The organism is Vaginisenegalia massiliensis (assembly GCF_900604935.1).
Classification (GTDB): Bacteria; Bacillota; Bacilli; order Lactobacillales; family Aerococcaceae; genus Vaginisenegalia; species Vaginisenegalia massiliensis.
In genome coordinates, this window is record NZ_UWPC01000017.1 from 1 (window position 1) to 6,552 (window position 6,552).

5 protein-coding genes are annotated in these 6,552 nt (G+C 39.6%); all 5 read left to right on the forward strand.

Annotated elements, in window-relative coordinates:
• The first annotated feature begins 347 nt into the window (after positions 1-347).
• Positions 348-1,256 carry a magnesium transporter CorA family protein gene (locus tag EIH20_RS08450; protein WP_124059655.1) on the forward strand — a complete coding sequence of 303 codons (909 nt, stop codon included), beginning with the start codon at positions 348-350 and terminating at the stop codon, positions 1,254-1,256.
• Positions 1,257-1,384: 128 nt separating this feature from the next.
• Positions 1,385-1,915 carry a DUF1836 domain-containing protein gene (locus tag EIH20_RS08455; RefSeq protein ID WP_124059657.1) on the forward strand — a complete coding sequence of 177 codons (531 nt, stop codon included), beginning with the start codon at positions 1,385-1,387 and terminating at the stop codon, positions 1,913-1,915.
• Positions 1,908-2,759, forward strand: a complete 852-nt coding sequence (locus tag EIH20_RS08460) for a DegV family protein (RefSeq protein WP_124059659.1) — start codon at positions 1,908-1,910, stop codon at positions 2,757-2,759. The genes EIH20_RS08455 and EIH20_RS08460 overlap by 8 nt, the downstream gene beginning before the upstream one ends.
• Positions 2,760-3,061: 302 nt before the next feature.
• Positions 3,062-5,371: a G5 domain-containing protein gene (locus EIH20_RS08465; RefSeq protein ID WP_124059661.1), complete on the forward strand. Its 2,310-nt coding sequence runs from the start codon at positions 3,062-3,064 to the stop codon at positions 5,369-5,371.
• Positions 5,368-6,366, forward strand: coding sequence for a transglutaminase domain-containing protein (locus EIH20_RS08470; protein WP_124059663.1), 999 nt, complete (start codon positions 5,368-5,370; stop codon positions 6,364-6,366). The genes EIH20_RS08465 and EIH20_RS08470 overlap by 4 nt, the downstream gene beginning before the upstream one ends.
• Positions 6,367-6,552 lie beyond the last annotated feature (186 nt).

The window sequence follows — 6,552 nt, forward strand, 5'->3', positions numbered from 1 at the left end:
ATCAGAAGATGATCGAAAAGTATATTCGTGATCAAGAAATAGAAGATAGACTGAGTGATAGTATAAGTAAAAAAGAGTATATTGATCCCTTTGCAAAATAGGTAAAGGGAGTTTGCGGTTGGCAGTCCATTAAAAAAAGCCCCTTTAAGGGGCTCGCAGTAACAAGCCCTTCTAGGGCTGACCGTAAAGCCACCAGCTACGCTGGTGGATATTTACTGAATAGGTCAGGGACTTGTAAAAAGTGCTCGAGGCCCTATTGACAATCGGTGAAAAACTTGGTTAGACTGGAGTGCTCGCTAAATTTAGTTGAGCCTTGTATAATGAAACAAGCAAGGTGAGGTGACGATGTGTATCGTGAAATAACTATCAATGAACAATGTCAATGGATTAATATTAACTCCGATATTAGCAAACATGATTCAGACATTTTTGAACGATATGATATTGATGAAGACTTCTTAGATTATGCTTTAGACCGTAACGAGCAGGCCCATATTGATTATGATAAAGAAACGGGAACTTTTTTAGTTATCTACAATGTTTTGAATCGCGTAAAGAATGATCGACATTACGAGACTATTCCGATGACATTTATCGTCCAACGTAACCGACTCATCACGATATCAAATCAAACTAATATGTATATCGTTGAGCGTCTTAACCGTTATATTCAAACGGAGGAGATTGAAACGGTTTTTGCTTTATTATTTGATGCGTTGTTTTTAGTGTCGGAATCCTACTTCCCGGTTGTAGAAGCCATTAGTCAGGAACGTGATCAGGTCAACCGTTTGCTCCGTGAAAAAACCTCTAAGAAAAATTTATTGGCTTTGTCTGACTTGGAGACGGGGATTGTTTTCCTAGTAGCGGCTTCAACCCAAAATGCTGTTTTGCTAGAACAAATCAAAACGCAATTTTTCTACCGTCGTTTATTAGACGATGAAAAAGATCGTTTGGATGATGCTATCATTGAAGCAAAACAACTTGTTCAAATGACAAAACTCAACTCGCAAATCATGCAACAACTTTCGGGGACTTATAATAATATTTTGAATAATGAACTGAATGACAATATGACAATCTTAACTTTGGTATCTATTTTCCTTATGGTACCGACCATTATTTCGGGTTTCTTTGGAATGAATGTTCCTTTGCCTTTAGGCAAAAACCCTGATGGTTGGTGGTTAACCATTGTAATGGTGCTTATTATCTGCCTTGCGCTAGGCTTTGTTCTGCGGAAATTTATGAAAAAACGTTAATTAATTAGTGTAAAGGAGTCTTCCCTTGTATGGGGAGGCTTTTTGTGTTTCTTGGCCAGTCAAGTTGACAGGGTAAAAGGATTTGGGTAATATATGGTTATTATAACCGCTTATAGGGGGTAGCTAGGGTGGATCGTATTCAAGAACTTCAACATTTCGTCTGTCCTAAATGGGAAGATTTGCCTAAACAAAGTCTTTTTAGTAAAGAAGTGATTCAATATATTAATCAAGAATTGGCTCCTTTATTAATCGATTCAAAGGGCTTAACTGTGACCATGATCCAGAATTATTCTAAATGGGGTGTGATGCCAAAGATTGAAGGACGAAAATATAGTCGGCAACATATTGCGGTCTTGATAACCATTGTCTTGTATAAGCAAGTCCTGAATATTGAAAGTGTTCATCAAGGTATGGCTTTACAATTACGTATGATGCCCCTAGAAGAAGCCTATAATATTTTGGCTGAAAGCATCACCCAAAGTATTCAGTCTATTTTTCAAAATTTTGATAATCAGCCAGGATTAATTTTGCCCCAACAAGCCATTAATCCCAAAGCAGAAGGTATTAGTGTCATTTCGACTGCGTTAGCGTTAAAAATACTCGGAACCCTTATTATTGATTTGAAAGGGTTCGATCATTTAGGAGATGAAAATGAATAAAATTGCTATTGTTGCTGATAGTTCACAAGATTTAACCTTTGAACTTGGTGAAAAATATGGAATCGAAATTTTATCCTATTATGTACAAATGGATGATAACCATTATAAAGACTTAGTTGATATTGATACTCAGTATTTTTACGACCATATGAGTCAACATAAAGTCTTATCAACAGGGATTCCACCCATCCAAGAAGTCTTTGATAAATTTGATCAATTAAAAGAAGAGGGATATACCCAAGCGGTTGTAATCACGTCTTCAGCCAAAATAACCGGAATGCGCCAACTGATGCAAGTGGTGGCAGATCAAGTCGAAGGAATAGAGTTATTTATTATCGATTCCCGTCAAGTAGCCGGAAGTGCTGGTTTATTGGCGATTCAAGCAGCTCAATTGCGCGATCAAGGTCAACCGGCTCAAGCCATTGTAGAAGAGCTTGAACGCCTTTTGCCTCAAGCTAATATTTTTGCCTTGTTTAGAACGCTCGAATATGTGGTGCGAGGTGGGCGCTTTAATAAATATAAGGGAATGTTAGGAACCTTGTTAAATATTCACCCATTGCTTAAGGCTGTTGATGGCGAAGTCGGTGTCATCGATAAAGCTCGAGGAAATAAAAAAAGTCTCCAACGCTTAGTAAATTGTGTTCGTGATGAGATTGGTTCAGCACAGCGCTACCGTTTATTTATTTTCTCGGGGGATAATCCGGAAGAAGTCGCCCAATTGAGAGACGATTTAGCGGATGTCATTGCAAGAGCAGATTTAGTTATCGAAACCCAATTGACTGCTGTATTGGGTGTTCATGCAGGACCGAAATCGATTGGTGTTTCGACATTGATTTTGGATTAATAGGAATATATTTTTTGTTGTGAGGACAGGTTTGTGTGAGAGCATAAGCCTGTTTTTTTGTCGTGATTAGCGAACAATATCCTTAAAATAGCTACTTGTCGAAACTCCGGACAATTGTCTGGTGTTGTCGATGTGGATCAATGTTAGTCTTTTAGAGAATTTGATTAGAATTTGAGGATAAAGTTCTTATTTGCTGTATTTAAAGTAAAAGATGATGTTTATTTTAATGTAATAGCGTATAATGGTATATATATTTGTTAGTCGATTTGCCAAGACATTTATCGAAAGGTGTAGGATGAAATATGATGACAGGTAAAAAGATTTTGCGAAAAGTTAAGGGCTTTTGGGTGGCCGTCTCGTTAACCATGATGGTGGCTAGTGCAGGGATGCCATTGACAGGAGTTGTTGTTGCGCGAAATGCTGTATCCATTGAAGCTTTATGGAACAATGGCTATGCGACAGACTTTGCTGACAAAGCAACTTATCTAAAAGATGAATCAATCAGAAAGCAAGTGGAAGAAGCCTTGTCTAAGACTTCAAATCCTTGGAAAGAAAACACAGTCGATGAAATAAAAGCTGAGATTGCACGTCAAAAAGACTTAGGTAATGCGGTGTATGTTATTCAATGGGGCGACACTTTGAGTAATCTAGCTCAGGCTTGTGATATGACTGTAGCAGAATTAGCGAGTCAACATGGTTTATCCTCAATGGATATGTTGCTTACTGGTGATATTCTTGACATTCTATCCGGTCCGCGCAAACAAAGTTCAGTTGAATCGAACACTACGACTGATAAAAAGGAAACTAAGACGGAATCTAAGGTAAATACCACTACACCAGAAAGTGCTAGTCAAACAGAAGAGACGACTACTAGTGTCGAAACAAGTAAACCTCAAGAACCGGTTACGACTGTCCAACCGACTCAACCGTCTGATCCAACCACGACTGTCCAACCAACTCAACCTGTCGGACAATTTGATGAAGTTATCAGCCCTGGAGCAGGGGATATCTTAGTCAATACTAGCCAAGATGTTCAAAATTCGACTGAAGCAGCTACGGGAACTCATAAAGAAACAGTTACAGAGATTGTGGAAGAAACAATTTATGAGACCGTTACGGAAACCATTACAGAAATGGTAGATGTACCAACTCAAGTTCCAGTCTTGGATGAAGCTGGCAATCCAGTACTAGATGCAAATGGTAATCCAATGGTGGAGACGGTAAATGTTCCAACCCCTGTTGAAAAACAAATAACTAAGCAAGTTCCTAAAGTCGTTCAAAAAGAAGTAACAAAAGAGATTGACGTACCAAACGATCCAATCAAGGTCGTGACGACTACCACGGTTAAAGACTTTAAGGTACCGTTTGATACGCGAACGATTTATGACCCAACCCTTCCAGAAGGGACTAGCACAGTCGAACAAGAAGGTAAAGATGGAGCCTATACTATTACAGATGTTTTAGTTACCAAGGATGGTCAGCCATTCTCTCATACCTACAGTAAAACGAATGTGGTTGTACCGGTTGAAAAAGTTGTTCGTGTTGGCACAAAAGCAGCTCCAGTGGTAACGACTAAACAAGAAATAACGACCAATCCAATTCCATTTACCAAAGAAACACGCAACAATCCTAACTTAGCCCAAGGCCAAACCCAAGTGGTTCAAGCAGGTAAAGACGGGGTTGAAACAATCACATATGAAGTAACCTATACCGACGGTGTTGAGACAGGTCGTAAAGAAGTTTCTCGTCAAATTACGACAGCTATGGTTCCAGAAATTACAGAGATTGGCACAAAAGCAACTCCAGTGGTAACGACTAAACAAGAAACAACGACCAATCCAATTCCATTTACTAAAGAAACACGCAACAATCCTAACTTAGCTCAAGGCCAAACCCAAGTGGTTCAAGCAGGTAAAGACGGGGTTGAAACAATCACATATGAAGTAACCTATACCGACGGTGTTGAGACAGGTCGCAAAGAAGTTTCTCGTCAAATTACGACAGCTATGGTTCCAGAAATTACAGAGATTGGCACAAAAGCAACTCCAGTGGTAACGACTAAACAAGAAACAACGACCAATCCAATTCCATTTACTAAAGAAACACGCAACAATCCTAACTTAGCTCAAGGCCAAACCCAAGTGGTTCAAGCAGGTAAAGACGGGGTTGAAACAATCACATATGAAGTAACCTATACCGACGGTGTTGAGACCGGTCGCAAAGAAGTTTCTCGCCAAATTACGACAGCTATGGTTCCAGAAATTACAGAGATTGGTACTAAAGTGGCTCCTGCTCCAGTGGTTACGACTAAGCAAGAAACAACAACCAGCCCAATTCCATTTACCAAACAAACCCGTGAAAACCCCAATATGGTTCAAGGATTTAGTCGGGTCATTCAAAATGGTGTTAATGGGGTTGAAACCATTACTTATGAAGTGACTTATACTGATGGGGTTGAAACCGCCCGGACAGAATTGTCACGCCAAATTACCACAGCTATGGTGCCGGAAATCACAGAAGTTGGTACTAAAGTGGTCCTACTCAAGCAGATGCTTATACAGGCACAGCTCAAACTATTATTTTACAAGGTAAACCAATTACTGTTGACGTGATTACTTTTGAAGGACCTCTTCCAACTGATGCACAAATTATTACGGATTTAGGATCCTATTCGACTGCAACAGCGGGTGGAACTATGAATAGCATTGACGTTCAGTTTGCTGACGGATCGGTTAAAACGCTAGATTATGTCATCTATGTTCAAGCTCCTATGACGCAAGCTGTTCGTGATCAACTGCAAAAAGATCTTTATAATTATGCAAGTAAAGTAACCGATCCAACGGTGACATTTACAACCTCGGTACAGGGTTATATCACTGAAACTGAACTTTGGGATATGATTAATAAAGCCGATATCGAAGGAACTTATTTACGTTCCATTACTCAAGGAACAGAATTAAGTATGGGACAGTCATATGGACCAGATGGATCTACCACAACTGATCTCGTTGTTAATAAGCTATTCCATCATACAGCGGCTCAAGAAGCAGCAGTGACACAATTTGTGAATGATGCCATAAATACATTGGCCTTAAATGCAGTAGGTAAGACGACCTATGATAAGGTTAAAGGAGTCTATGACTACATCTTGCATAATGCAGCCTATGTTAACTATTCAGCTCCAGAACCAGGTATTGTGAAAGGTGACGGTTCGTCAACCAATCCAGACACTTACTATGGCGTGTCTGTTCACTCACCTTATGCCATCACGCAGTATGACCGTGGTGTCTGCCAGGCTTATGCGGCTCTCTTTGCTAAATTCATGGATAGTTTAGGCATTAATACTTATTACGCAACAGGTCATCGTGCATTTAACAATAACGAAGGACACGCATGGAATAAGGTTCAAATCGATGGACAGTGGTATAATGTCGACTTAACTTGGGATGATCCAGTGACAGGTGTCTTATCAGAACCGGTTGTTTCTGGTTATGAACGCTATAAATATTTCTTAAAGAGTGATGCAACCTTTACTCAAGATCATACTTTTGACGCAGATTTAACTGCGAATCCGGCTGCTCTAACAGATTATCCAGTGGTACCCTAATCGCAGTAGACAATAAAAAAATAACGCTCTTTCTCTAAACGAGGAAGAGCGTTATTTGGTTACAACGTAATAAAACCACCCGTTTTACGGGTGAGCTGCCAAGAGCTTTAGCGTTAAAAACTCCTTTCGATTATACTTAAATGTGGCTACCAACCGCATTAAGATCGAAAGGAGTTTTTCTATGTC

Bases quoted from the DNA above. Each gene is read 5' to 3' on its own strand.
- EIH20_RS08460 (WP_124059659.1), top strand. From the start codon at position 1,908: ATGAATAAAATTGCTATTGTTGCTGATAGTTCACAAGATTTAACCTTT.
- EIH20_RS08465 (WP_124059661.1), top strand. From the start codon at position 3,062: ATGATGACAGGTAAAAAGATTTTGCGAAAAGTTAAGGGCTTTTGGGTG.